17 protein-coding genes are annotated in these 24,281 nt (G+C 71.4%); 14 read left to right on the forward strand and 3 right to left on the reverse strand.

What is annotated here, in order from left to right:
* Positions 1-37 precede the first annotated feature (37 nt).
* A complete protein-coding gene (locus ACZ7DL_RS10180; protein ID WP_470773028.1) occupies positions 38-1,669 on the forward strand; it encodes a serine hydrolase in 1,632 nt (543 codons plus the stop codon).
* A 196-nt stretch (positions 1,670-1,865) separates the two neighbouring features.
* Here ACZ7DL_RS10180 and ACZ7DL_RS10185 read toward each other — a convergent pair whose 3' ends face one another.
* The 3 genes from ACZ7DL_RS10185 to ACZ7DL_RS10195 all read right to left on the reverse strand — a co-directional run bounded on the left by ACZ7DL_RS10185 (position 1,866) and on the right by ACZ7DL_RS10195 (position 4,444).
* Positions 1,866-2,321: a hypothetical protein gene (locus ACZ7DL_RS10185; RefSeq protein WP_470773030.1), complete on the reverse strand. Its 456-nt coding sequence runs from the start codon at positions 2,319-2,321 to the stop codon at positions 1,866-1,868.
* Between the two features lie 155 nt (positions 2,322-2,476).
* The gene (locus tag ACZ7DL_RS10190) at positions 2,477-3,592 is read right to left on the reverse strand and encodes a tetratricopeptide repeat-containing glycosyltransferase (RefSeq protein ID WP_470773032.1); all 1,116 of its coding nucleotides are present in this window, start codon (positions 3,590-3,592) and stop codon (positions 2,477-2,479) included.
* 177 nt (positions 3,593-3,769) lie between these two features.
* Positions 3,770-4,444: a hypothetical protein gene (locus ACZ7DL_RS10195; protein WP_470773034.1), complete on the reverse strand. Its 675-nt coding sequence runs from the start codon at positions 4,442-4,444 to the stop codon at positions 3,770-3,772.
* Between the two features lie 289 nt (positions 4,445-4,733).
* Here ACZ7DL_RS10195 and ACZ7DL_RS10200 point away from each other — a divergent pair, with 289 nt between their 5' ends.
* From ACZ7DL_RS10200 to ACZ7DL_RS10260, 13 genes are all read left to right on the forward strand, one after another.
* Positions 4,734-5,333, forward strand: a complete 600-nt coding sequence (locus tag ACZ7DL_RS10200; RefSeq protein WP_470773036.1) for a DUF3159 domain-containing protein — start codon at positions 4,734-4,736, stop codon at positions 5,331-5,333.
* A gap of 36 nt (positions 5,334-5,369) precedes the next feature.
* On the forward strand, positions 5,370-6,482 hold the full coding sequence (locus ACZ7DL_RS10205) for a hypothetical protein (protein WP_470773038.1): 1,113 nt from the start codon (positions 5,370-5,372) through the stop codon (positions 6,480-6,482).
* 46 nt (positions 6,483-6,528) lie between these two features.
* Positions 6,529-7,305: a TIGR03936 family radical SAM-associated protein gene (locus ACZ7DL_RS10210; RefSeq protein ID WP_470773039.1), complete on the forward strand. Its 777-nt coding sequence runs from the start codon at positions 6,529-6,531 to the stop codon at positions 7,303-7,305.
* Between the two features lie 261 nt (positions 7,306-7,566).
* Complete coding sequence (locus ACZ7DL_RS10215; RefSeq protein WP_470773040.1) at positions 7,567-12,015, forward strand: Rne/Rng family ribonuclease; 4,449 nt, start codon at positions 7,567-7,569, stop codon at positions 12,013-12,015.
* 333 nt (positions 12,016-12,348) lie between these two features.
* The gene (rplU, locus tag ACZ7DL_RS10220) at positions 12,349-12,669 is read left to right on the forward strand and encodes a 50S ribosomal protein L21 (RefSeq protein ID WP_030653874.1); all 321 of its coding nucleotides are present in this window, start codon (positions 12,349-12,351) and stop codon (positions 12,667-12,669) included.
* A 14-nt stretch (positions 12,670-12,683) separates the two neighbouring features.
* On the forward strand, positions 12,684-12,938 hold the full coding sequence (rpmA, locus tag ACZ7DL_RS10225) for a 50S ribosomal protein L27 (protein ID WP_023550764.1): 255 nt from the start codon (positions 12,684-12,686) through the stop codon (positions 12,936-12,938).
* A 121-nt stretch (positions 12,939-13,059) separates the two neighbouring features.
* Positions 13,060-14,508, forward strand: a complete 1,449-nt coding sequence (obgE, locus tag ACZ7DL_RS10230) for a GTPase ObgE (protein WP_470773043.1) — start codon at positions 13,060-13,062, stop codon at positions 14,506-14,508.
* Between the two features lie 164 nt (positions 14,509-14,672).
* Entirely contained in the window at positions 14,673-16,088 is a 1,416-nt protein-coding gene (locus tag ACZ7DL_RS10235; protein WP_470773045.1) for an FG-GAP-like repeat-containing protein, read from the forward strand.
* Positions 16,089-16,118: 30 nt separating this feature from the next.
* Positions 16,119-17,636, forward strand: coding sequence for an FG-GAP-like repeat-containing protein (locus ACZ7DL_RS10240; protein WP_470773047.1), 1,518 nt, complete (start codon positions 16,119-16,121; stop codon positions 17,634-17,636).
* Between the two features lie 223 nt (positions 17,637-17,859).
* Complete coding sequence (locus ACZ7DL_RS10245; RefSeq protein ID WP_470773049.1) at positions 17,860-19,407, forward strand: alkaline phosphatase D family protein; 1,548 nt, start codon at positions 17,860-17,862, stop codon at positions 19,405-19,407.
* 88 nt (positions 19,408-19,495) lie between these two features.
* Complete coding sequence (locus ACZ7DL_RS10250) at positions 19,496-20,122, forward strand: hypothetical protein (RefSeq protein WP_470773052.1); 627 nt, start codon at positions 19,496-19,498, stop codon at positions 20,120-20,122.
* A 358-nt stretch (positions 20,123-20,480) separates the two neighbouring features.
* A complete protein-coding gene (locus ACZ7DL_RS10255) occupies positions 20,481-21,977 on the forward strand; it encodes a D-ribitol-5-phosphate cytidylyltransferase (protein ID WP_470773055.1) in 1,497 nt (498 codons plus the stop codon).
* Positions 21,978-22,135: 158 nt separating this feature from the next.
* Positions 22,136-24,256 (forward strand): hypothetical protein, encoded by a 2,121-nt coding sequence (locus tag ACZ7DL_RS10260; protein WP_470773057.1) that lies wholly within the window; start codon positions 22,136-22,138, stop codon positions 24,254-24,256.
* The last annotated feature ends 25 nt before the right edge of the window (positions 24,257-24,281 follow it).

Genomic DNA, 24,281 nt, shown 5'->3' on the forward strand with positions numbered 1-24,281 from the left:
GCCCCTGAGGGCTCTTTGAGCGCGAGGTGTCTGCAGCATGGCGAATCGGAGTCGCGGGAGAAGGCTGCGCCGGCAGGCCCGGGTGGGCGGGGCGGTGGTGTGCCTGAGTGTGCTCGGGGTCGTCATGCCGGGGTGCGCGGGCATGGACGCCGCTGTCAGCAGTCCGTCGACCGCTGCATCGCTCGCCCCGGCGCCGCCGAAGCAACCGCCACCTCAGTTGACGCAGGCGCAGGTGAAGGCCGCTGTGGGCCGGCTCGACGGCTTGGTGGAGAACGCGATGCGGCAGACCGGGGTACCGGGGGTCGCCGTGGGCGTCGTCTACCGGGACAAGGTCGTGTACGAGAAGGGCTTCGGCGTCCGTGAGCTGGGCAAGAGCGACAAGGTCGACCCGGACACGGTCTTCCAGTTGGCGTCCTTGTCCAAGCCGCTGTCGTCCACCGTCGTCTCCGGGGCCGTGGGGCGCAAGATCGTCGGCTGGGACGATCGGATCGTGGTCCGTGATCCGGGCTTCGCGCTCAAAAACCCGTATGTGACCGCGAACGTGACGGTCGCGGACCTGTTCTCGCACCGCAGTGGACTGCCCGACCATGCCGGTGACCTGCTGGAGGACCTGGGTTACCAGCGCGGCTACATCCTGCAGCACCTGCGGCTGGAGCCGCTGGCTCCGTTCCGCGCAAGCTATGCCTACACCAACTACGGCCTCACCGAGGCGGGGGTGGCGGTGGCCGACGCGGCGAAGACCAGCTGGCCGCAGCTGGCAGCGGACACGCTGTTCAAGCCCCTGGGGATGGAGCAGTCCAGCTACCAGCGCGCCGACTATGACAAGGCCGCCGACAGAGCGTCGGCCCACGTCGAGGTCGACGGCCGCTGGAAGCCCTCCACCACGGAGAACGCCGATCGTCAGGCGCCCGCGGGCGGTGCGAGTTCGAGTGTCGACGACCTCACCAAGTGGATGCGCCTTCAGCTGGACAACGGCGCGTTCGACGGGAAGCAGCTGGTCGACCCGGCGGCCCTGGACCAGACCCGCATCCCCCACTCCGTCGCAATGGACCCACTCGCCCCGGCAGGTGAGCCAGGCTTTTACGGGCTCGGCTGGAACGTCAGGTACGACGAGCGCGGACGGCTGCGCTTGAACCATTCCGGCGCCTTCGACCTGGGCGCCGCAACCGAGGTCACCCTGCTGCCCAGCGAACGGCTCGGCATCGTCGTGCTGACGAACGGACAGCCCATCGGCGTACCCGAGGCGGTATCCGCCGCGTTCTTCGACATCGCCCAGAACGGACAGCAGACAGTTGACTGGCTGGCCTTCTTCGAGAAGGTGGTGCGGGCCGCCGCCTACACGGGCATCTCCCCCACGAACTACGCCAAGCCGCCCGCCAAGGCCACACCGGCGAAGGCCGACGACGTCTACACGGGCACCTATGCGAACGAGTACTACGGGCCGGTCACCGTCACCAGTGACAACAGCGGCAACCTGAGCATGACGCTGGGCCCGCGAAAGATGTCGTTCCCGTTGAGGCACTACACGGGTGACACCTTCAGCTACCGGACACAGGGCGAGAACGCCGTCGGCCTCTCCGGCGTCACCTTCCACACTCGCTCGGGGAAAGCCACAAGCGTCACCATCGAGCACCTCGACGCCAACGGCCTGGGCACCTTCAGCCGCTGAGGACCCCCGCGCAGAACGGCACGGCGGCTCTTATTTCTATGGTGCGGTTCGCGAAGTTCATTTCATCGACAAGAATCTGTGTTCTTCGACCAGTAATGCTGAAAAGCCATCTGTGTGATTTCTGAACTCTGGTCAGATCGGCTAGAGGTGATGAGGTACCTGATATTCACGGCCCAGAAATTTTTCTGGGCCGTTTTTATGCCCGGGCCCGGTCCTTGGGCCCTTGTCTCAGCAGGACGTAGGTGCTGCGCGAGTCCGGGTCGCCGAAGAAGAAGTAGAGTTCGAGGGCTTTCTTTTCACCGCGCCGCAGCTCGAAGGTCCATGTGTAGGTCTGGGGCGCCTGGGAGCTGTCCGCCGTCGGGGCGGGTGGGTCGTTCGGGTCCGGTGTGCGGGTCGTCGGCTCGGTGCGTGAGGCGAGGGTCAGTAGGACGTGCTGGCCGTCGTTCCAGCCGGCGCGCCGGTCGGTCAGCTTCCAGGTTCCCGTGCCGGACAGGCGCCACCGGTCGTCGAAGTCCCATTCCTGTCCGTCCAGGAGGCGGATGTCGGCCTTCCCGCCGGGCCGGAGGACGACCTTCGTCCGTTCGAGGCCGAGCCATGTCCCCGACACCTCTGCCGGCCGCACGTCGTGCAGCCCGGGCACGTCGTCGTACATGTGGGGATTGCAGCCCGTCAGTGCGAGCGCGCAGGCGACGGCCGCTCCCCGGGAGCAGCGCCGAAGCCGACCGTGGTTCCACCGTTCACCGATCATGGTGGCGCTATGCTGGCAGCTTTTTTGAACATGTTCAACTGTCGTTTTGAGGGGTGATCTCAGGCCGGCTGGGGCCGCCGTGTGCCCATGGCCAGCTTGGTCTTGGCGAAGTCGCGGTTGGCGATGACCCGTTCGCGGTGGGTCCCGGGCAGCTTGCCGCCGTCCAGGAGTTGCTCGCAGCACTCCAGGGACTCACGGTAGGAGCCCACCCAGTACGCCGACACCGCCAGCTCGTCCAGGGCCCGCCAGTCGTACCAGCCGTGCTCGACGAACAGGATGTCGTCGGGGTGGGGGATCTCCACGGCGCGTCGCGCGAACAGGTAGGCGAGCGGCCAGCGTTCTCCCTGGACGCGGCAGAGGTGAGCGAGTTCGCCGAGCGGTTCCGCGCGGGTGGGCCGATATGCGTGGGCGTCCAGGAAACGGGCCATGACCTCAGGCGTCTTGCGCTTGAGCGTCACGGCGAGCCGGGCGGCGTAGAGCCGGGCGCAGAACGTCTCCTCGGCGAAGCCGCCCATGGCCGCGCGGCGGTCGTAGGCGGCGAGCGCCTTCGCCGGTTCGCCGGCGTCGCGCCAGCTCTGCGCGAGATAAAAGGCGTAGCGGGTGTTGTCCGGCTCCTTGGCCAGCCCGTCCTTCAGGACGGCGGCATCGCGCAGGTACTTCGCGCGCTGGCCGCCCTGCTGGCGTCCGCCGCCGCCCATGATGACCATGCGGGCGCCCGGCAGAGTCGCGCGGCTGAACCGCGTGTCGCACTCCAGGTACTCGTGCAGGACGCCGACGTACCGCCAGGGGAGGCGGGTCGACACCATGGCCGGGCGCCAGTGGACGACGGGGCCGTGGCGCACCTCGAAGTCGTAGCAGTCGTGGGTCAGCTCCGGCATCGTGAAGCCGGGGTCGGTCTCCATCACGTCGTCGGCGTCGATGAACAGCAGGTAGCGCGCTTGGTCCCGGGCCCGTTCGATCGCCTCCGTGCGGCTCAGGTCGAAGCCTTTCCACGGGCTTTCGTGGAGCGCGCCGGGAAGGTCGGCGAGAGTGTCGCGGATGACGTCCTGGGTGCCGTCGGTCGAGCCCGTGTCAAGGATCACCCAGGTGTCGATGAGGGGGCGTACGGATTCGAGGCAGCGGCGGATCACATGTGCCTCGTCCTTGACGATCATATTGAGGCAGACCGTTTTCATGGGTTTTTTCTTTCCCCTGAAAGAAAGGACCGGGCGGTGAATTTATCGAGCCCCGTGGGCCTGTACAAGCAGCCACGGGCTGTCCCCGTGGCTTTTCTCGGGAACGCCGTAAGGGGTACCCGGCGGTCGTTCGTGACCTGCCGGACACCCCTTGTGCGGTGTGCCGGACGGCCCGGGCTAGACGATGATCCCGCCGTTCACGGCGCCGGGGGCGGGCTGTCTGTTCACGAGGGTCCAGGGATTGTCGTCGCAGTCCAGCGTGCGGTTGCTGGGGACCACCTGACAGGTGGTCTCGTAGACGGCGCCCGTGGTGGTGATGACGTCGACCCGCAGGTCGCCTTCCGTCGCGGCGCCCAGGCTGTGCTGGGCGAGGGCGATGCCACACGCGTTCTGCGGGTAATTGGGGTGAGTGCTGAGGTCGGTCCACAGGAAAGGACCGGGAGTCGCCGTCGTGAGGTCGCGAATACCCGCGTACGCCCTGGCCGGGTTGGACCCGGTCAGGGCGGCCCGCAGTTCGAAGTTGGCGCTGTCCTGGCTGGCGTCGATGTCGGCGCACGGACCGGTGGCGCCGGTCGCTCCGGTGGCGCCCGTGGCGCCGGTCGCGCCCCGGCACCCGTCGTGGTCGCCGCCGGTGGGGCCGGCGGGCGCCTTCTGATCGCCACGGTCGTCACAGTCGTGGCCGCCGCCCTGCGTGGCGGTCGGGGTCGGGTCGGTGACGGCGCGGCCCGCCGCCGCGGCCGGCGCGGCCACAGCGGCCGCCAGTACCAGGGTGAGGGAGGTCAGCATCCCGGCCTGCTTGAACCGTGCCCGGGCCACCGGCCCCAGTCGTGAGGTCCTGTACTCAGGGCTCATGCAGTGCTCCTTGCCTCGAAGCGGTCCGGGCGGTCCCGGACTCCAGTGCGAGCGTGACCCGCCTCCCCAGGACCGGCCGAGCCGTACGAGCCAAATGGGGAGCTTTATCCTCATATCAGCGCAATCGCTGCCCCCTGGTGGGGCACTTTTTACCCAGCGTCACCCGGTCGCACCAACTCCGCGCGGAAGGGGGCCGCGGGTCGTGGGCGTCCCGGGTGGCGTGCGGCCCGCGGCGGACGGCAGCACGATGGAAGAAGAGGTGGTCACGGCATCCGACGGGAGAACCCCCATGGCTCAGCAGACGGAGACGAAGGCCCCGCCCGAGAAGCCCGTCGGCACGGGCGGTGTGTTCCTCTCGTTCGCGCCCTGGATCATCTTCGGAGTGGTCGCGAGCCCCAGCACCTGGGAGTACGCGGCACTGGCCGCGCTGGTCGCCGCGCTCGTCCTGTCGGGCAAGGACATCGCCCGGCGGAGGTTCTACGTCCTCGACATGGCCGGCATCGTGTTCTTCGCGGTGATCACGGTCCTCGCGCTCGCCCTGAACCGCTCGCAACTCCTGTGGCTGGAGACCTACGCCCAGGTCATCTCCAACGGAGTCATCGCCGTCGTCGCGCTGGGCTCGCTGCTCAAGGACCCCTTCACGGCGCAGTACGCCAGGCAGCAGACGCCCCGCGACCTGTGGGGCTCGCCCGTCTTCCTGCACATCAACCGGGTGCTGACCGCCGCGTGGGGCGCCGTCTTCGTCCTCATGGCCGTCTCCACCTGGCTGGCCGTCCGCATCCCGTCCCTGGACGACTGGCTCGACTGGGTCGTCCCGGTGGTCCTGCTGGTGGTGGTGGTCAAGTTCACCGAGCGCTACCCCGAGGCGTACAAGGCGCGTGTGCCGTAGTGCATCCGGACGGCCGTTCGGAGCGTCTACGCAGGTATGGAGTTCGACAAGCCACCCGCACAGCCGCAGCAGCCCGAAGGCTGCCTCGTCGTCGCCATCCGCCTCCCGGTGCGGATCGTCGTTCTGGTGCTGGTCCTGCCGGTGCGGATGGTGTGGGACGCGCTCGTCGTCACGGGGCGGTTCCTGCGGGACACCGTCCTCCGGCCGCTCGGGCGGGCACTGCTGTGGGTCGGCAGGGCCGTGTTCGTGTGGCCGTTCGTGGGTCTGTGGCGGTACGTACTGGTGCCCGTCGGCATGGTGCTCGCCTGGCTCGGCAACGTCCTCGTCGTCGTACCGGCCGTGTGGTTCCACCGGTACGTCCTCACGCCGGTCGGGCACGGCCTCGCCTGGCTGGCGCGCGGGGTGGGGGCCGGGTTCGCGTGGGTGTACGCGCGCGTGCTCACCCCGGTGGGGCATGCGCTGACCTGGCTGCTGACGGGCATCGGCGCGGTGCTGGCCGCCCTCGGGATCGGGGTGTACACGGCCGTCGCCTGGCTGGTGCGGTACCTGTTCGTCGTACCCGCCCGGTGGCTGTACACCTGGGTCCTCGCGCCGGCCGGCCGGGGCGTCGCCTGGTGCGTACGGGGGCTCGGCCGGCTGCTGGGACTGCTCTTCACCGGCGTCGGCCTGGCCCTGTACTGGACCGGCCGTGTCCTGTTCGTCCTGCCCGCGCTCACGCTGTGGCGCTGGGTGCTCGCGCCCGTCGGCCGGTTTCTCGCCTTCGTCGTACGCGAGGTGGGGGAGGCCCTCGGACACGCCTGGCGGGTCGCCGGGCGGATCTCGCGGGCCTTCGGGCGGGCGCTCGCGACCCTCTTCCGGTGGATCTTCGTGGAGCCGGTGCGCTGGGTGTACCGGACCGTTCTCACCCCGGTCGGGCACGTCGTACGGGACGCCGTGCTGCGGCCCGTCGCCGCGGGCCTGCGCGCGGTGGGCCGGGCCACGCGCGAGGCGCTGACCTCGGCCCGCGCCACCGTACGGCAGGCCCGTGCCGACGTCCGCCGGATGTTGTTCGGCGAGCCCCCGCAGCCGGTCGCGGTGGACCGGCGGGAACTCCCGGGCGGCGCGGCACGTACTCTTGATAGCAGTACCACCGCTCTCACGAAGGACTAGGACACTGGGGAAGCGACAGCCCGAAGGCCCGCCGCCCGCACCCGCGGTGCAGCGCATCCGACTGCGTTACACCAAGCGCGGCCGCCTGAGGTTCACCAGCCACCGAGACTTCCAGCGCGCCTTCGAGCGTGCGCTGCGCCGCGCCGAGGTGCCCATGGCGTACTCGGCGGGGTTCACGCCGCACCCGAAGGTGTCGTATGCCAATGCCGCACCCACCGGCACCGGCAGTGAGGCGGAGTACCTGGAGATCGCGCTCACCGACGCGCGTGACCCGGAGGCCCTGCGCGTCCTCCTCGACGAGTCGCTGCCCGCCGGGCTCGACGTCGTCGATGCGGTGGAGGCGCGGACCTCGGGCCTCGCCGACCGGCTGACGGCCTCCGTCTGGGAGCTGCGGCTGGACGGCGTCGACCCGGCCGACGCCGAGCGCGCGGTCGCGGCCTTCACCCAGGCCGAGACCGTCGAGGTGCAGCGGATGACCAAGAACGGCGTCCGCACCTTCGACGCCCGCCCTGCCGTGGTGAGCCTGGAAACGCACGGTTCGCCGGCTGATAGGCCGACCGACCAGCCCTGTGCGATACTGCGGCTGGTTGTTCGGCACGTGACGCCTGCCGTACGACCCGACGACGTCCTGTCCGGTCTCCGCGCCGTGGCCGACCTGGCGCCGCCGGTCCCCGCAGCGGTGACCAGGCTGGCGCAGGGGCTGTTCGATGAAGAGACCGGCACGGTGACCGACCCGCTCGCGCCCGACCGCGAGGCAGCCGAGGCCCTGACGGCCCAGCCGGCTGCCGCCGCGACGGCGCCGATGCCGGAAGGTCCCGCGTAGGGACGGACGTCGTAGCGCCGCCCTCGTACTCGGGAGCCACCTGGGTCGGGCAGCGCACCGACCAGAAGACTTTCGCCAGGCCGTACCGACAAGGCGTACGGAACCGGCGAGACAGGACACAGAGTGCTCCCGTGCGGCGCCCGCGCCCCGGACGGCGGCCATCGCGCATCGCGCGGGCCGCGGACGTCAACGGCGGACGGTCCCTGAGACCGACGTCGGACCAGGCGCGGCGCCCGGGAGCCTGACGGGAGAAATGCCCGCATGCTCGAGCCGACCGAACCCACTGAGGGTTCCGAACTGAACACACCGAGCGACACCCTGCCGCCGCGCAGGCGTCGCCGTGCCGCTTCCCGCCCGGCGGGTCCGCCCGCCGCGGCCACGGAGGCGCCCACCGAGGTCACCGTGCCGGCCATACCGGCCGCCGAGACCGACGACGTCACCGGGATCGTCGAGGACACCGAGGTTGCCGAGAGCGCCGAGGTTCTTGAGGCAGCTGAGGCTGCGGAGGCCGAAGAGACGGAAGAGGCCGCCGCCGTCGCGCAGGCGCCCGCCGCGCGTCCGCGCCGCCGGGCCACCCGCCGCGCGTCCGCGCCCGCCGGTTCGCCGGTGTCCGGCGAGGCCGCAGAGGCCGCCGAGACCGTCGTACCCGCCGCGTCCGCCGTCGCCGAGGCCGAGAAGCCGGCCGTCGCCGAGGCCGGCGCCGTCGTCGTCGGCGAGGAGGCCGCGCCGCGCCGCGTCCGCCGCCGGGCCACGCGCAGCGCGTCGGCGCCGGTGGCCGCATCGGCCGAGGCCGGTGCCGCCGAGGCTGCTGTGGCCGAAGAGGCCGCTGCGCCCGCTGTCGCCGAAGAGGCCGCTGCTTCCGCGCCCGTCGAGGAGCCGGCTGCCGCTCCGGCCGGTCGTCCGCGTCGGCGTGTGGCGCGTCGGGCGTCTGCGCCTGCGGGTGCTCCGGCGTCTGTTGAGGGTGCCGAGACGGTTGTTCCGGTTGTTGAGGCGTCGGAGGTGGCGGCGGTTCCTGCTGCTGCCGAGGGCGAGGCCGAGGCTGCCGCTCCGGCCGGTCGCCCGCGTCGGCGTGCGACGCGTCGGGCGTCCGCGCCCACCGGTGCGCCCAAGGCCGCTGCCGCCGAGGAGATCGCGCCTGCCGCCGAGGAGGTCGCTGCCGCCGAGCCGGTCGCTGCCGCCGAGCCGGTCGCCGCCACCGCGGCGGCGGAGCCCGCCGCCGAAGAAGCCGCCCCGCGCCGTACCCGGCGCCGGGCCACCCGCCGGGTGTCCGCGCCCGCCGGCGCCCCCGTGACCGAGGAGGCCGCCGTGCCCCAAGCCGATCAGGCGGAGGAGTCCGGCGTGCGCGCCCACACCCCCGAGGTCCCCGTGACCACCCACACCACCGAGCCCGCCACGGCCACCGCCGAGGCGCCGCAGGCCCCGGCCGCCCAGGCGCCCGCCGAGGCCGCTGCCCCGCGTCGTACCCGGCGCCGGGCGGTGCGGCCCGCTTCCGGGTTCGCCGCGCCCGCGCAGCCCGCCGCGGAGGCCGCCGAGGCTCCCGAGGACGAGGCCACGCGCCGGCCGGCCCGTCCCGCCGTCGCCGTCTTCCAGGCGCCGGTGTTCACCGAGCCCCGGTTCCAGACCCCCGAGCGGGCCGCCGCCGAGGCCGCCGCCGAGACCGTCGAGACGGAACAGCCCGAGGAGGAGTACGCGGAGGAGCGCACCGAGGTCGGTGCGCGCCGCCGTCGGCGCCGCCGCGGTGCCGTCGCGGAGGAGGCCCGTCCGGTCGAGACCGCCGCCGAGGACCAGGAGGCGGAGGAGGCCGAGGAGGCCTTGGAGTCCGCCGAGGACCTCGCCGAGGGCGAGGAGTCCGAGGGTGCCGAGGGCGAGGAGTCCGGCTCGCGCCGCCGTCGCCGCCGTGGCGGACGCCGTCGCCGTCGTGGTGACGCCGCCGAGGGCGAGGCCGGCGAGGGCGTGGACGCCGAGGCCGAGGAGCTGGCCGCCGAGCAGGCCGCGCAGGACGCCGAGGACACCGCCGAGCAGGAGGAAGAGGACGCCGAGGACGTTGGGGACGAGGAGTCCGGCGGCTCCAGCTCCAGCAGCCGCCGTCGCCGTCGCCGCCGTCGCCGGGCCGGTGACAGCGGCGTCGACACCGAGCCGTCCGCGGACGACCCGGAGCGCACGGTCGTCAAGGTCCGCGAGCCGCGCAAGGCCGCCGAGCCGTCGGACGAGGTGCAGTCCATCAAGGGCTCGACCCGTCTGGAGGCCAAGAAGCAGCGCCGCCGGGAGGGCCGCGAGCAGGGCCGCCGACGCGTTCCGATCATCACCGAGGCCGAGTTCCTGGCCCGCCGCGAGGCCGTCGAGCGCGTGATGGTCGTCCGTCAGCACGGCGACCGTACGCAGATCGGCGTCCTGGAGGACGGCGTGCTCGTCGAGCACTACGTCAACAAGGAGCAGTCGACCTCGTACGTCGGCAACGTGTACCTGGGCAAGGTGCAGAACGTGCTGCCCTCGATGGAGGCCGCGTTCATCGACATCGGCAAGGGCCGCAACGCGGTGCTGTACGCCGGTGAGGTCAACTTCGAGGCGCTCGGCATGGCCAACGGGCCGCGCCGGATCGAGTCCGCCCTGAAGTCCGGCCAGTCCGTGCTCGTCCAGGTCACCAAGGACCCGATCGGACACAAGGGCGCCCGCCTGACCAGCCAGGTCTCCCTCCCGGGCCGCTACCTGGTGTACGTGCCCGAGGGCTCGATGACCGGCATCAGCCGCAAGTTGCCCGACACCGAGCGGGCCCGGCTGAAGAGCATCCTCAAGAAGATCGTCCCCGAGGACGCGGGCGTCATCGTGCGCACCGCCGCCGAGGGCGCGAGCGAGGACGAGCTGCGCCGGGACGTCGAACGGCTCCAGGCGCAGTGGGAGGAGATCCAGAAGAAGGCCAAGAACGGCGGCAACGCGCCCACGCTGCTGTACGGCGAGCCGGACATGACCGTCCGGGTCGTGCGCGACATCTTCAACGAGGACTTCACCAAGGTCATCGTCAGCGGTGACGACGCCTGGCAGACCATCCACGGGTATGTCTCGCACGTCGCCCCGGATCTGGCCGGCCGGCTGTCGAAGTGGACGAGCGAGGTCGACGTCTTCGCCACCTACCGGATCGACGAGCAGCTCGCCAAGGCGCTGGACCGCAAGGTCTGGCTGCCCAGCGGCGGTTCGCTGGTGATCGACCGGACCGAGGCGATGGTCGTCATCGACGTCAACACCGGCAAGTTCACCGGCCAGGGCGGCAACCTGGAGGAGACGGTCACCAGGAACAACCTGGAGGCGGCCGAGGAGATCGTGCGCCAGCTGCGGCTGCGCGACCTCGGCGGCATCATCGTGATCGACTTCATCGACATGGTCCTGGAGTCCAACCGGGACCTGGTGCTGCGCCGCCTGCTGGAGTGCCTGGGCCGGGACCGTACGAAGCACCAGGTGGCCGAGGTCACCTCGCTGGGCCTGGTCCAGATGACCCGTAAGCGGGTCGGCCAGGGCCTGCTGGAGTCCTTCTCCGAGACCTGCGTCCACTGCAACGGGCGCGGTGTCATCGTCCACCTGGACCAGGCGACCGTGAACGGTGGCGGCGGCAAGCGCAAGAAGCGCGGCCGGGGTGCCGAGGCGCAGGAGCCGGTGCACGAGCACGTGCACGAGACCGCGGCCGTGGCCGTGGAGACCGGCGAGGCCGTCGAGCCCGAGGTGGAGACCGCCGCGGAGGTGGCCGCCGAGGCCGCCGAGCCGGTGGCCCTGCCGGCCCCGGACTTCGCGCCGGACGAGGAGCTGTACAGCAGCGTCGCCGAGGCGGAGGCGGCGGCCACCCGTGGCCGTTCGCGGCGCCGCGCCGGCCGCCGGGTGTCCGCTCCGGCGGGCGCGCCGAAGGCGGAGAAGGCCCCGCGGTCCGCCAAGGAGGAGAAGGCCGCGCAGGCCGAGCAGCCCACCGAGGTGCCGACCGCGCAGGACGTCACCGCCGAGGAGGCGGCGGCGCGCCCGGTGCGGCCGGAGTCGGCCGCCGAGGCGCTGGCCGAGCCGGTGGCCGCCGAGGACCAGGTGGTTCCGGCGCCGCAGGCCGAGGCCCCGGCCGCCGAGGAGGCCGCGCCCAAGGGCCGTACGCGCCGTCGGGCGACCCGGAAGGTGTCGGCCCCGGCCGGTTCCCCCGCGGGCGCCGAGGCGGCCGTCGTGACGGTGCCGGAGACCGCGCCCGCGGCCGAGGCACCGGCCGAGCAGCCCGCTCCGGTCGCCGAGGCCCCGGTCGAGGAGGCTCCGGCGCCCGCCGAGGCCGCCGCGCCGGCCCGCCCGCGCCGCCGTGCGGTGCGCAAGGCCACCGCGCCGACCGCGTCCGAGGAGGCGGCCGTCGTGGTCGTCCCGTCGGCCGCGGCCGAGGAGGCCCCGGTGCAGGAAGCCCCCGCGGCCGAGGCACCGGCGGCCCAGGCCCCCGCTGAGGCGGCACCTGACGCCCCGGCGGGCGAGGTGACGGCCGAGGAGGTGGCCGAGGTGACGGCTCCGGCCAAGAAGGCGGCCCGCAAGACCGCCGCCAAGAAGGCCACGGCGAAGAAGACCACCGCCAAGAAGACCGCGGCCAAGAAGACGGCCGCCAAGAAGACGACGGCCAAGAAGGCGACGAAGACCGCCAAGACGGCCGCCGCGAAGTCGACGGCGAAGAAGACCACCACGGTCTCCACCGCCGGCGACGAGGGCTGACGCCCAGGTGTGCGGCCGGTTCACGGGACCGGCCGCACATCCGTGGGGCCCGGGTATGAGCGACGGGCCGCACTCCCGTGGGGCCCGTCGCGAGTGGCGCCCCGCACTCCCGTGGGGCCCGTCCGGAGTGACGGGTCGCACACCCGCGGGGCCCGGTTTGACCCCCTCGGCCGTGGCCCCGTAACCTTGACCGTCGGCGTGTCCACTGAACACGCCACATCCCCGTAAACCTTTTCCTCCCGGGCGCAAGGCGGGCCGGGAGAGGTCGTCCGTGGTGTTCCTGGGTGACTGGCCTGCGGGGGTGCCGTTTCTTCGAGCGAAAGTGAGATCCGCGTGTACGCCATCGTGCGCAGCGGTGGTCGCCAGCACAAGGTTGCTGTCGGCGACATCGTTGAGGTTGACAAGATTTCCACTGCCAAGGTTGGCGACACGGTCGAGCTCTCGACCCTGCTCGTTGTCGACGGCGACTCCGTGACCAGCGACCCGTGGGTGCTGGCCGGCATCAAGGTCCAGGCCGAGGTCGTGGACCACCACAAGGGCCAGAAGATCGACATTCTGCGCTACAAGAACAAGACCGGCTACCGCCGTCGGCAGGGCCACCGCCAGCAGTACACGGCGATCAAGGTCACGTCGATCCCCGCGGCTGCGAAGTAAGGGACTGAGGAGAAATGGCACACAAGAAGGGCGCATCGTCCACCCGGAACGGTCGCGACTCCAATGCCCAGCGGCTCGGCGTGAAGCGCTTCGGCGGTCAGGTCGTGAACGCGGGTGAGATCCTGGTCCGCCAGCGCGGCACCCACTTCCACCCCGGCGCCGGCGTCGGCCGTGGCGGCGACGACACGCTGTTCGCCCTCCAGGCCGGTGCGGTGGAGTTCGGTACCCACCGTGGCCGCAAGGTCGTGAACATCGTTCCGGTCGCCTGAATCGCCTGATTCAGCACCGAACGCTTTCGCGAGGCGGACCTCACTTCCCGATCGGGAAGGCGGGTCCGCCTTTCGCGTGTTAACACAGGTAAAACCCGTCATCTTTCTGGAGGCACCCACCATGACCACCTTCGTGGACCGCGTCGAGCTGCATGTCGCCGCGGGTAACGGAGGCCACGGCTGTGCCTCCGTCCACCGTGAGAAGTTCAAGCCGCTCGGCGGCCCGGACGGCGGCAACGGCGGCCGGGGCGGTGACGTCATCCTGACCGTCGACCAGTCGGTCACGACGCTGCTCGACTACCACCACTCCCCGCACCGCAAGGCCACCAACGGCAAGCCCGGCGAGGGCGGCAACCGCTCCGGCAAGGACGGCCAGGACCTGATCCTGCCGGTACCGGACGGCACGGTGGTGCTGGACAAGGCGGGCAACGTGCTCGCCGACCTGGTCGGCCACGGCACCTCGTACATCGCCGCGCAGGGCGGCCGGGGCGGCCTCGGCAACGCGGCGCTGGCCTCCGCCCGCCGCAAGGCGCCCGGTTTCGCGCTGCTCGGTGAGCCGGGGGACCTGCAGGACATCGTCCTGGAGCTGAAGACGGTCGCCGACGTGGCCCTCGTGGGCTACCCGAGCGCCGGCAAGTCCTCGCTGATCTCCGTGCTCAGCGCGGCCAAGCCGAAGATCGCCGACTACCCGTTCACCACGCTGGTCCCGAACCTGGGCGTGGTGACCGCCGGCTCCACCGTCTACACCATCGCCGACGTGCCCGGTCTCATCCCCGGCGCCAGCCAGGGCCGCGGCCTCGGCCTCGAGTTCCTGCGGCACGTGGAGCGGTGCAGCGTGCTGGTGCACGTGCTGGACACCGCGACGCTGGAGTCCGACCGCGACCCGGTCTCCGACCTCGACGTCATCGAGGAGGAGCTGCGGCAGTACGGCGGCCTCGGCAACCGGCCTCGCATCGTCGTCCTGAACAAGGTCGACGTGCCGGACGGCAAGGACCTCGCCGAGATGGTCCGCCCCGACCTGGAGGCCCGCGGTTACCGGGTCTTCGAGGTGTCGGCCGTGGCGCACATCGGCCTGCGTGAGCTGACCTTCGCGCTCGGCGAGCTGGTCGCCAAGGCGCGGGCCGCGAAGCCCAAGGAGGAGGCGACGCGGATCGTCATCCGGCCCAAGGCCGTGGACGACGCCGGCTTCACGGTCACCCGCGAGGAGATCGGCGGCGAGCCGCTGTTCCGGGTGCGCGGCGAGAAGCCCGAACGCTGGGTCCGCCAGACCGACTTCAACAACGACGAGGCCGTGGGCTACCTCGCCGACCGGCTCAACCGCCTCGGCGTGGAAGAGGAGCTGATGAAGGCGGGCGCCCGTGCGGGCGACGGCGTCGCCATCGGCCCCGAGGAGAACGCGGTCGTCTTCGACTGGGAGCCGACGCTCATGTCCGGCGCCGAGATGCTCGGCCGCCGCGGCGAGGACCACCGCTTCGACGCGCCCCGGCCCGCGGCGCAGCGCCGGAAGGACAAGCAGGCGGAGCGGGACGAAGTCCTGCGGGAGTACGACGAGTTCGACCCGTTCGAGTAGGCGCGCCGCGGCAGCGCGAACAACTGAAAAGGTGAACGTCGGGAGAATTGGCGGCGGCTGCGAGGGCAACCCCGCCCCGGCCCGGTGAGTCGAACGGTGCGACTCGGAACGGATCTTGGTCCGTCCGGGTCGCACTTCTCTGTCATCCGACTCCTGGAGCCGACGTGCCTGACCAGCATCGTTCCTTCTCCCGCCGCACCCTGACACTCGCCACCGGCATCGCCCTGGCCGCCGGTGCCCTGCTGGCGGCCCCCGCGGCGGACGCCGCCCCGCAGCCGCCCGCCAAGCAGCTGCGCGCCGACTTCAACGGCGACGGTTACGGCGACCTGGCCGTCGCCGCGCCGTACGGCACGGTGGGCGGCAAGACCCGGGCCGGCTATGTGGCGGTGATGTACGGGTCCCCCAAGGGCCTTGCCGCCAAGAAGGTGTACACCCAGGCGTCTCCCGGTGTCCCCGGAGCCGTGGAGAAGGACGACTTCTTCGGACAGCGGCTGGCCACCGCGGACCTGGACGGCGACGGCCTCACCGATCTGCTGGTCGGGTCGGGCGGCGAGCAGTGGACGCAGGACGGCGTCGACCGCTCGGGCAGCCGGACCGTGCTGTGGGGCGGCCCGAAGGGCTTCGTCTCCGGCACGCTGCTGCCCGCCGAGGGCACCGGCCGCTACCAGAACCCGCTGACGGTCGCCGGTGACTTCGACGGCGACGGACACCAGGATCTGGCGCAGGGCGGGCGGGTGCTGCTCGGCCCGTTCGGGCGGGACGGCCGCCCGGCGCGCACCCAGGAGGGCGCAGAGTGGGTCGACGGTGATGTGAACACGATCGCGGCGGCGGTGGGGGACACCGACGGCGACGGCATCGACGACATCGCGGTGCTGACCCGCTCGTACGACTGGGACGACGAGGGCGACTACGGCCACGCCGTGTACGTCGTGCGCGGCAGCCGCGACGGGCTGCGGGCCCCCGTCATGCTGAAGGACCTCAGCGGGCCGGAGGGCGATGCCATCGCGCTCGGTGACCTCAACGGCGACGGCCGCGCGGACCTGGTCCTCGGCGACCAGACCCTGCGCATCGTCTACGCGGGCAAGCAGGGTCTCGGTCCCGGCAAGCCCCAGGTGATCACCCAGGACACGCCCGGCGTGCCCGGCGTCCAGGATGGCCGGGACGGGTTCGGGCACGCGCTGGCCCTCGGTGACGTGACGGGCGACGGCCGCGCCGACATCGTGGCGGGCATCCCCTTCGAGGACTTCGACGGGCTGCGCAGCCCGGGTGCCTTCGCCGTCGTACCCGGCGGCCGCTCGGGGGTGACCGGTGCCGGTACCAAGGTGTTCAGCCAGAACAGCGCGGGTGTGCCCGGTACGGCCGAGAAGGACGACTGGTTCGGCGCCGCCGTGCATCTCGTGGACGGCAACGGTGACGGCAAGGCCGAGCCGGTGGTCGCCGCGCCCTTGGAGGACTCCCGCGCCGGTGCGTTCTGGGTGTTCCCGGGCCGGACGAGCGCCAAGGGGTCCTTCACCGTCGGTGCCCGCGCCCTCGGCACGGTCGCGTCCGGCGCCGAACTCGGCTCCGTCTTCCCCAACTGACGTCGCTTCACTCGATATTTCAGGACAATCATGAACTCCTCCTCCCAGCGTCGTGTCCGGCCGGCGATCGCCACCGGCTTCGCCCTGGCCGCCGGCGCCCTCGCGGTCCCCGCCGCCGCGGCCCCCGCCCACCCGACCACCGCCCACACGGCCCCCGCAGCAGCCGCGAGCGCCAAGCGCCTGCACGACGACTTCAACGGCGACGGCTACTCCGACATCGCCGTCGGCGCCCCCGGCACCGCCCTCGGCGAGCAGCGCGGCGCGGGTGCGATCACCGTGCTGTACGGCTCGGCGAAGGGCCCGTCGACCGCGCGCAAGCAGGTGCTGACCTGGCCGGGCCGGAAGAACGCGGAGTCGCCGGAGGGCGGCTACGGCAGCGCGCTGCGCACCGCCGACCTCGACGAGGACGGCTACGCGGATCTGCTCTCGACCGTGTCGTGGACCCCCATGGACGGCGACCCCGGCACCTTCATCGAGGTCAACTGGGGCGGTCCGAAGGGGCTTACGGCCACGCCGACGCTGCTGTCGGGACTGCCCGACGCCACCGCCCTGAAGGACTTCACGGTCGCCGACGTCGACGGCGACAAGCACCCCGACCTGGTGCGCCTCGGCGTGGACGCGGAGACCGCCCCGAAGGCGGACGGCGCCGTGCAGCACGGGCCGTTCACCCGCGAGAAGCCCGGCGGGACCCGGACGACGTACTTCCGTGTCGACCCCGACGGGTTCGACCTGGTCGAGTCGTTCGCCGCCGGCGACGTGAACGGTGACGGCACCGCGGATCTCGCCGTGCGCAGCCACTTCATGGACGAGTCGGACTCCCGCAGCGTCACCCTGCTCCTCGGCGGCCCCGACGGCTTCACGAACAAGGGCCTGCTGCGGGACACCAAGCACCGTCTGATCGGCGGCGAAGAGGTGGCGATCGGCGACCTCGACCACGACCGCTACGGTGACATCGTCGTGGGCCACTCGGTCGACGGCTACGACAGCGACGCCGGCATGCCCACCAAGGGCGGAGCGATCGGCGTGGTCTACGGCGGTGCCAAGGGCATCTCGACCACCCTGAAGCCGGTGTGGATCAATCAGGACACCGCCGGCGTGCCCGGTGCCGGTGAGTACAAGGACGGCATGGGCTCCGGCCTGTCGATCGGGGACACCAACGGCGACGGCTACGACGACGTCGCCACCGGGCTGCCCGGCGAGGACCTGGGCGGCCTGACCGACGCGGGCAGCGTGCTGGTGCTGCGCGGCAGCGCCAAGGGCCTGACCGGCACCGGCGCCAAGCTGTTCCACCAGGACACCGCGGGCGTGCCCGGCACGGCGGAGAAGGGCGACCGGTTCGGCCGGACGACGGCGCTGGTCGACGGCGACGCAGACAAGAAGGCCGGCCTGATCGTCGGCGACCCGGAAGAGAACGCCGGCGACGGCGCGGTGTGGGTCTTCCCGGCGGCGTCCGGGGGCATCACCGCGAGCGGTGCCTTCTCGTTCGGCGCGGCCAAGGCCGGCCTGCCCGCGGCCGAGGCCCGGTTCGGCGCGTCGCTCGGCGACTGACCGGACGAGCCGCTCCCGAGCGGCGGCGGTGGGGCGGATTCCGATCTACCGTCAGATCCGTTGCGGCGCGAGGGTTTTCTCGTGCCGCAACGGATCTCCTGTTGTCTGCCCATTTGTCATGCTCGCGATGGGCGTCGTTCAGCAGGCGGACCGTCCGGCCGTGGGAACTTCCGCATGTCCGACAGGCAGGCCCAAGTGGCCACTGTGGCAAGGGAGTCAGCGTATGACCGCATCATCGCCCGACCGCCGCCGCTTTCTGACCGCCGGGGCCGCTCTGCTCGGCGCCGCCGCCTCCGCCCAGTTGTGGCTCCCCGGCACCGCCCGTGCCGCGGACACCCCGCTGCCGGACGGTGTGTTCACCCTCGGCGTCGCCTCCGGCGATCCGCTGCCCGACGGCATCGTACTGTGGACCAGACTCGCGCCCGACCCGCTGAACGGCGGCGGCATGCCCGACGCGGTCTTCCCCGTGGAGTGGGAGATCGCGGAGGACGAGCGGTTCCACAGGATCGCCCGCCGGGGTACCGCGCAGGCCCGCCCCGAACTCGGCCACAGCGTCCACGCCGACGTCCGCGGCCTGCGCCCGGACCGCCCGTACTGGTACCGCTTCCGGGCCGGCGGCCAGCTCTCGCCCACCGGCCGCACCCGCACCGCCCCCCACCCGCACCAGCGTGGCGGCTCGCTGCGCGTCGCCCTCGCCTCCTGCCAGAACTGGCAGCACGGCTATTTCACGCCGTACGCGGACATGCTCGCCCAGGACCCCGACGTCGTCCTCTTCGTCGGCGACTACATCTACGAGTCCGGGCCGTCCGCCACCGCCGTACGCCGGCACGAGGGCAAGGGCGAGCCGTACACCCTCGTGCAGTACCGCAACCGGTACGCCCAGTACCGCACCGACCCCGACCTCGCCGCGATGCACGCGAACGCCCCCTGGGTGGTCTCCTTCGACGACCACGAGGTGGACAACGACTGGGCCGGCGAGATCCCGCAGGACCCGGACAAGCAGCCGCACGACAAGTTCGTCGCCCGGCTGACCGCGGCCTTCCAGGCGTACTACGAGCACATGCCGGTGCGCGCCACGGCCGTCCCCGACGGCCCGCACATCCAGATGTACCGCCGTCTGGAGTTCGGCCGGCTCGCCCGGCTCAACGTCCTCGACACCCGGCAGTTCCGCAGCGACCAGGCCACCACCCAGGAGGGCGCCGAGGCACCCTCGCAGACCATGCTCGGCGCCGAGCAGAAGCAGTGGCTGCTCGACGGGCTGTACGACTCCCCGGCCCGCTGGAACCTCATCGCCTCGCAGATCATGATGGCCGAGACCGACCTGCTGCCCGGCGACGGCAAGCTCTGGTACTACGACGCCTGGGACGGCTACCAGGTCGAGCGCAACGCCCTGCTGGAGGAGTTCGCCGACATCCGCAACCCGGTCGTGCTCAGCGGCGACCGGCATCTGACGATGATCAGCGACCTCAGGACGGACTACGCCGACCCCGACTCCGACGTCGTGGGCGCCGAGTTCGTCGGCACCTCCATCTCCAGCAGCGGCGACCAGGACCAGGACGCCTTCCACAAGCAGTGGGACCCGCTGAAGGCGGACAACCCGCACTGGAAGCTGATCGACGCCCACCGCGGCTACCACCTCTTCGACATCCGCCGCGACGGCATCGACGCCCGGGTCCGGGTCGTCGACACGGTGCTGAAGCCGCAGGCGACGGCGAGCACCCTGGCCCGGCTGCGGGTGGAGTCCGACGAGCCGGGCGTCCGGCTCGTGTGACGCCCGCGTGAGCCTGGGACTCGTCCAGGTCCCAGGCTCCTCTCAGCGTCACCTCAGCCAAGGCTCTTTACAGCTCGGGGCTGACCGCGTGCACATCGTGGTCACCCTGCGCCCGCTCGCGAGGATCATGCCCTCGCAGTGGCAGCAGTACGTGCAGAACGGGCTGCCCATGGGCTACGAGGACCGGCTGGAGCACATGCTGCGCACGCCGCCGTACGAGAAGCCCAACCCCAGTTTCCGGCACCGGCACGACCGGCTGGTCGCGCGCTGGGCCCGGGCGGTCGGCGCGGAGCGGGTCACCGTGGTCGTGGTGGACGACCGCGACCACGGCGGGCTGATGCGCACCTTCGAGGCGCTGCTCGGCCTGCCGGAGAATCTCCTCCAGCCGGTTCCGGACACCGCGAATCGGTCCCTCACCCTGGCCGAGACCGAAATGCTGCGGAATCTTAATATGGAATTCCCTGGCAATGGACTCCCGGACGAGCTGTATTCCCGTCTCGTCCGAAGCGGTGCCGTGCTGCATATGAAGAACACGTGCAGTCCCACGCCCCGGGACGTGAAGATCTCCACGCCCCGTCGGGCGGTCGAGGCGGCGGCCGCGATCGGCGCCGAGGCGGCGGAGCGGATCACCGGGCTGGGCGTCCGCGTCCTCGGTGACCCGGCGCTGCTGTCCGCCGTACCCAGAGGCCGGAGCGTGCGCCGGCCGAGCCGCTGATCGCCCCGGACGTCGCGGCCCGGGCGCTCTGCGGACCGCTCACCGCGGCGGCCGCGGCGGCCGGCGGCGCGACCCCGGCACGCGGGGCGCACCAGACGTCGTCGAGGGAGCCGGTACGGGTGCTCGGGCACCGCTGTCCGAGGCGGCTGCGGCGGCGCTGAAGCCCGTTCGCGGCGGGCCTGTGGACTTACTCACAGCAAATTCACGGGGGTTCACACCAGCTGCCGCCAATCACCAGGGGTGCAAGGTGAATGACAGGTTGCGCGCGCATATGCATGGGACGTCACTCACCTTGCACTGCGGTTACCCGAAGTGGGACCATTTCACGGTTCCCTGTCGCCCCAAGGTAGGTCAGCCTGTGTCCCAGCACATAGCCAAGCCCCGAACCACCGCAGTGATCCTGGCCGGTGGCACCGGTCAGCGGGTGGGTCTGTCGATCCCCAAGCAGCTGCTGAAGATCGCCGGCAAGGCAGTCATCGAGCACACCCTGACCACCTTCGAGAAGGCCGACTCGATCGACGACATCATCGTGCTGATGGCCCCGGGCTATGTGCCGGACATCGAGAAGATCGTCGCCAAGGCCGGCTTCACCAAGGTGAAGAAGATCATCGAGGGTGGCTCGACCCGGAACGAGACCACCGAGCGCGCCATCGCCGCCCTCGGTGAGGGCCTGGCCGAGGGCGAGGACGTGAACGTCCTCTTCCACGACGCCGTACGCCCGCTGCTCTCGCAGCGCGTCATCGACGACTGCGTGGCCGCGCTGGAGCGTTACCAGGCCGTGGACGTCGCCATCCCGTCCGCGGACACCATCATCGTCACGCGCACGCACGGCGAGGACGGCGAGTTCATCACCGAGATCCCGGACCGCTCCCGGCTGCGCCGCGGCCAGACCCCCCAGGCCTTCAAGCTGTCCACGATCAAGCGGGCCTACCAGGTCGCCGCGGGCGACCCCAACTTCCAGGCCACGGACGACTGCTCGGTGGTCCTCAAGTACCTGCCGGACGTGCCGATCCACGTCGTCGCGGGCGACGAGTACAACATGAAGGTGACCCAGCCGGTCGACGTCTTCATCGCCGACAAGCTGTTCCAGCTCGCCTCCACCGCCGCGCCCGAGCAGAACGGCGAGGAGGACTACCGTGAACTCCTCACCGGCAAGACCGTCGTCATCTTCGGCGGCTCCTACGGCATCGGCAAGGACATCGCCGAACTCGCCGGGTCCTACGGCGCGAACGTCTACGCGCTCGGCCGCTCCACCACCGGCACCCACGTGGAGAACCCGGAGGAGGTCGACGACGCGCTGTCCAAGGCGTACGCGGAGACCGGCCGGATCGACTACGTCGTCAACACCGCGGGCGTGCTGCGCATCGGCAAGCTCGCCGAGACCGACAACGCCACCATCGAGGAGGCGCTGAAGGTCAACTACCTGGCCCCGGTGCAGATCGCGCGCTCCTCCTACAAGTACCTGGCCGAGACCAAGGGCCAGCTGCTGCTGTACACCTCCAGCAGCTACACCCGCGGCCGCGCCGAGTACTCCCTGTACTCCTCCACCAAGGCCGCCATGGTGAACCTCACCCAGGCGCTGTCCGACGAGTGGGCCGGCGACGGCATCCGCGTCAACTGCATCAACCCGGAGCGCACCGCCACCCCGATGCGCACCAAGGCCTTCGGTCAGGAGCCTGCGGGCAGCCTGCTGTCCTCCGAGGCCGTGGCCCGCACCTCCCTCGACGTGCTGCTGTCGGAGCTGACCGGGCACGTCATCGACGTCCGCCAGCAGGACCCGACCGCGGGCGCCGCCAAGGCCTCCGGCTTCGAGCAGGCGCTCGCCTCGGTGCTGGACCGTCAGGACGGCGTGTAATAATCAGAGGTAATTAGGATTTTGGGAATTCAGGCCTCTGCGGGTGCCCGTTCACCGGGTATTCGCAGAGGCCTGTATCCGTACCCCACCCAATTACCGGCCTCTCCCGGCATTTCTGAACAAAACCGGCACTCCCCCCTCCCAGAGCAGGTTTCTCCGTGATATCCACCGCTATTCGCGTCGCCCGGGTGGGCAGCGCGGCCGAGCTGGCCGCGGCGGCCCTCGTGATGCTGGGCTTCCCGGCGCTCATGCTGGCCGCGCTCGTCCCGAGCGTTCCCGCCTTCGCGGCCGTGGCCGCCGTGACGTACCTGGCGGACCACTATCTGCACCGCAAGGGCAGCTACCTGATCAACCGCCTCAGCAAGGTCCGGGCGGGTCTGTCGATCCGCTTCCTGATCCGACAGCTGCTGCTGATCCTGCTGCTCGCCCGCCTGTCCCTCTCGGACGACCTGATCTTCTACGGCGCGGTCGCCTGCTTCATCGCCTTCTACGGCCTCCAGGCCCCGCACGGTGCCCTGGTCACGCTGATCCGCAACCGCCGCCGGATGCCGGTCGCCACCCGCAACATCGACCTGGCGTCCCGCATCCGCATTCCGGACGCCCCGCCGCGCCGGCTGCTGCACCGGTCCGCGGAGAAGATGCTCCACCTCGACCTGTTCGCGGTCGTGGGCGTCCTCGTCTCCGCGCAGCTGGAGTCGGCCGCCTTCGGCTTCCTCGGCATCGGTCTCACCGTCGGCGCGGGCGTCGGCTACGTCCTGCGCCTCCTGCCGTACGTCCGCAGCAAGAAGATCCCGCCGCGCGCCGACGTCGTCCTCGCGGCCGTGGACGACTGGCTGGCCGGCTACAAGCCCGAGACGGTCCTGTACTTCTCCGGCTCCAAGGACTCCGCCTACCAGGTCAACATGTGGCTGGAGACGATGGAGCGGCTTGAGACCCGGCCGCTGATCATCCTCCGCGAGCGCGCCATCCTGAACAACCTCGCGCCCACCACGGTCCCCGTCATCTGCGTGCCCGGAGGGGTGCACCTGATGAACATGGACCTGTCCACCGTGCGCGTCGCCCTGTACGCGGCCAACGTCGGCAAGAACATCCACATGCTGCGCGTGCCCACCATGAAGCACGTCTTCATCGGCCACGGCGACAGCGACAAGCTCGCCAGCGTCAACCCGTACAGCAAGGTGTACGACGAGGTGTGGACCGCCGGCCGCGCCGGCCGGGACCGCTACGCCATCGCCGACGTCGGCGTCCGCGACGACGACATCGTCGAGGTCGGCCGTCCGCAGCTCGCGCCCATCCAGGCCTGGCAGGGCGTGCCCGAGGACCGCATCCCGACCGTCCTGTACGCGCCCACCTGGGAGGGCTGGGACGGCAACCCGGGCAACACCTCGATCGTGCTCGCCGGCGAGAACATCGTCACCCGGCTGGTGACGGCCGACCCGCCGGTCCGCGTCCTGTACAAGCCGCACCCGTTCACCGGCACCGTCAGCAAGGAGGCGGGTGCCGCCCACAAGCGGATCACCGCCCTGGTCCAGGAGGCCGCCGCCGAGCGCGCCGCCGACCCCCGCTTCGCCGCCGACACCGTCGTCATGGACCAGGCCAAGGCCGAGCTGGCCCGCATCGAGGCCCGGCTCGCCGAGCTGGCCGGCTCCGGCGGCACCAAGCGCGACGAGGCCGAGGCCACCCGCGACGGCATCGTGGACGTGCATAAGCACGAGGAGATCGCCCGGCTGCGCGCCGAGTGGAACGCCGCCTACTGGCGCTCCTTCCCGTCGTACGAGCACCGCGTCATCAGGGGCGCCGAACCGCGCCTGTACGACTGCTTCAACGTCTCCGACGCGATGGTCTCCGACATCTCCTCCGTGGTCTCCGACTTCATCGCCAGCGGCAAGCCGTACGCGGTCACCGACTCCGGCGAGCTCGGTCACGAGGAGTTCAAGCGGCAGAACACGGCCGTGCGCGCCGCGGTGATCCTGTCCAACGACGCCGCCGAGCTGGGCGGCCTGCTGGACGCCGTACGCGACCCGTCGGCCGACCCGCTCGCGGACGCCCGCAAGGAACTCAAGCAGTACCTGCTCGGCCCGGACGAGCCGGCGTCGATCGACCAGTTCAACACCGCGGTCGCCGACCTCGCCCTCAAGGCCGAGGCCCGCAACGTCGGCCAGCAGTCCCGGCTGGGCGCGGCCAACGCCGACCCCGCCGAGGCGGCGGAGCTGACCAACGCGGTGCCGGGCCAGCGCACCGCGTCGGCCGGCGAGACGGACGGCGTGAGCGCGGGCTGACCGCCCCGGCACGATCAGGGCCCCC

It is taken from the genome of Streptomyces sp. NPDC036984 (genome assembly GCF_055607665.1).

What these genes read in the sequence shown, in the direction of transcription:
- ACZ7DL_RS10180 (WP_470773028.1), top strand. Translation starts at nt 38, where the DNA reads ATGGCGAATCGGAGTCGCGGGAGAAGGCTGCGCCGGCAGGCCCGGGTG.
- ACZ7DL_RS10185 (WP_470773030.1), bottom strand. Translation starts at nt 2,321, where the DNA reads ATGTACGACGACGTGCCCGGGCTGCACGACGTGCGGCCGGCAGAGGTG.
- ACZ7DL_RS10190 (WP_470773032.1), bottom strand. Translation starts at nt 3,592, where the DNA reads ATGAAAACGGTCTGCCTCAATATGATCGTCAAGGACGAGGCACATGTG.
- ACZ7DL_RS10195 (WP_470773034.1), bottom strand. Translation starts at nt 4,444, where the DNA reads ATGAGCCCTGAGTACAGGACCTCACGACTGGGGCCGGTGGCCCGGGCA.
- ACZ7DL_RS10200 (WP_470773036.1), top strand. Translation starts at nt 4,734, where the DNA reads ATGGCTCAGCAGACGGAGACGAAGGCCCCGCCCGAGAAGCCCGTCGGC.
- ACZ7DL_RS10205 (WP_470773038.1), top strand. Translation starts at nt 5,370, where the DNA reads ATGGAGTTCGACAAGCCACCCGCACAGCCGCAGCAGCCCGAAGGCTGC.
- ACZ7DL_RS10215 (WP_470773040.1), top strand. Translation starts at nt 7,567, where the DNA reads ATGCTCGAGCCGACCGAACCCACTGAGGGTTCCGAACTGAACACACCG.
- rpmA (WP_023550764.1), top strand. Translation starts at nt 12,684, where the DNA reads ATGGCACACAAGAAGGGCGCATCGTCCACCCGGAACGGTCGCGACTCC.
- obgE (WP_470773043.1), top strand. Translation starts at nt 13,060, where the DNA reads ATGACCACCTTCGTGGACCGCGTCGAGCTGCATGTCGCCGCGGGTAAC.
- ACZ7DL_RS10240 (WP_470773047.1), top strand. Translation starts at nt 16,119, where the DNA reads ATGAACTCCTCCTCCCAGCGTCGTGTCCGGCCGGCGATCGCCACCGGC.
- ACZ7DL_RS10245 (WP_470773049.1), top strand. Translation starts at nt 17,860, where the DNA reads ATGACCGCATCATCGCCCGACCGCCGCCGCTTTCTGACCGCCGGGGCC.